Source organism: Melaminivora alkalimesophila, assembly GCF_000282995.1.
GTDB classification, from domain to species: Bacteria; Pseudomonadota; Gammaproteobacteria; order Burkholderiales; family Burkholderiaceae_C; genus Melaminivora; species Melaminivora alkalimesophila.
Genome location: NZ_ALEE01000436.1, coordinates 1 through 1,887 on the forward strand (window position 1 = coordinate 1; position 1,887 = coordinate 1,887).

Consider the following 1,887-nt stretch of genomic DNA (forward strand, 5'->3'; position numbering starts at 1 on the left):
GCGCTTGTTTGCAGCCGGTGGGTTGATGACGCCAGCGATGTGGCCGGAGGCACCCATCACGAAGCGTTTCTTGCCGGGCAGCACCTGGGTGGATGCGTAGGCGGCATCGATCGGCACGATGTGGTCCTCGCGCGAACCGTAGATGTAGACCGGCAGCCGCCGCTTGCGCAGGTCGAGCTGCGCGCCGCACACGGTCAGCGCGTTCGGCTCCACCAGGCGGTTCTCCAGGTAGAAGTTGCGCAGGTACCAGGTGTAGAACGGCCCGGGCAGGTTGGTCGAGTCGCTGTTCCAGTAGAGCAAGTCGAAGGCGGGCGGGGTCTCTCCCTTCAGGTAGTTGCCCACCACGTAGTTCCAGACCAGATCGTTCGGCCGCAGGAAACTGAAGGTGCTGGCCATGTCCTGCCCCTTCATCAGGCCGCCAGCGCCCATTTGCAGCTCGCGCAGGCGCACCATCTGCTCGTCGATGAAGATGTCCAGGATGCCGGTGTTGCTGAAATCGATCAGCGTGGTCAAAAAGGTGGCGCTGGCGACCGGCTCCTCGCCGCGCGCGGCCAGCACCGCCAGGGCGTTGGCCAGCATGGTGCCGCCCACGCAGAAGCCGAGGGCGTTGATCTGTTCGACCCCGCCGATCTCGCGCGCCACGTCGATGGCCTTCAGCACGGCATCGCCGATGTAGTCGTCCCAGGTCTTGTGGGCCAGCGATTCGTCCGGGTTGCGCCAGCTCACCACGAAGGTGCGGTGGCCCTGGGCGACGGCGTAGCGGATCAGCGAGTTGCCCGGCTGCAGGTCGAGGATGTAGTATTTGTTGATGCAGGGCGGGACCATCAGGAACGGCCGCTCGTGCACCTTGTCCGTGAGCGGCTTGTACTCGAGGAGCTGGAACAGCTCGTTCTCGAACACCACCGCGCCCTCGGTGGTCGCCACGTTGCGCCCGACCTCGAAGCCGCTCTCGTCGGTCATCGAGATGTAGCCCTTCTGCAGGTCCTGCAGGAGGTTGGCGACGCCGCGCGCCAGGCTCTCGCCCTGGGTCTCCAGGGCCTTTTGCTGGGCCTCCGGATTGAGCGCCAGGAAATTGCTGGGCGATGCCGCCGCCAGCCACTGGTCGACTGCGAAGCGCACCCGCGCGCGCGTCTTCTCGTCGGCCTGCATGGCATCCGCCATCCCGGTGAGCACGCGCGCCTGCAGACCATACAGGGCCGCCGCGAAGGCGGCCAGGGGGTTTTGCGACCATTCCTCGCCCGCAAAGCGCCGGTCGCCTGGCAGCACCTCGGCCGGGCCCTGGGCGAACAGGGTCTGGAGCTGCTGCAGATACTCCTGCTGCAGTTGCGCGAGCTTGTCCGGATCGAACCCGACGGGGGCGGCCAGCGGCAGCGCTGCGCCCTGGGGCGGCTGGAACGCCGCGAGCATCTGGCCCCAGCTCTGGCCCACCAGCTCCTGCCACTGGCGCGCGCTCTCGGCCCATCCTGCCTGCATACTCATGCTGCCTCCTCGACGTGTGGTTGAATGCATGCATTCAACAAGTGCCCCGGGCGGCATGCGGCGTCGCCGCCTGTGGAGTGATGCAGCCAGTGTATGCCAGCGCGCAGCGTGTGCGTGGCGATACCGGGGCTGAACGTGTGTTCAACGTCGTTTTTCTGGGTTTTCCATGATGTATCTGGTCGCCATCGCCTGGCTCTACGTGACCTTGATGATGGCCGTGGCCGAGGCCGCGGCACCGAACGGAAGCCTGCTGGGCGCCAGCATCACGCTGCTCCTGTACGGATTGATGCCGCTGTCGATCGTGCTCTACATCCTGGGAACTCCGGCGCGCAAGCGCGCCCGCGCGGCCCGCCAGCGGCGGGAGGCGTCACTGGCGCCGGCCTCATGGGACGAGCCAGACGCAGGGGG

General features: G+C 66.8%; 2 protein-coding genes. One reads left to right on the forward strand and one right to left on the reverse strand.

Annotated elements, in window-relative coordinates; translation table 11 throughout:
- Window positions 1-1,479, reverse strand: a 1,479-nt coding sequence (locus tag A612_RS08550; protein ID WP_040436420.1) for a PHA/PHB synthase family protein, incomplete at its 3' end; no start/stop codon positions are given.
- 169 nt (window positions 1,480-1,648) lie between these two features.
- On the opposite strand from A612_RS08550, the gene A612_RS08555 reads away from it, so the two are divergent.
- On the forward strand, window positions 1,649-1,887 hold a 239-nt coding region (locus A612_RS08555), incomplete at its 3' end, for a hypothetical protein (protein WP_040436419.1).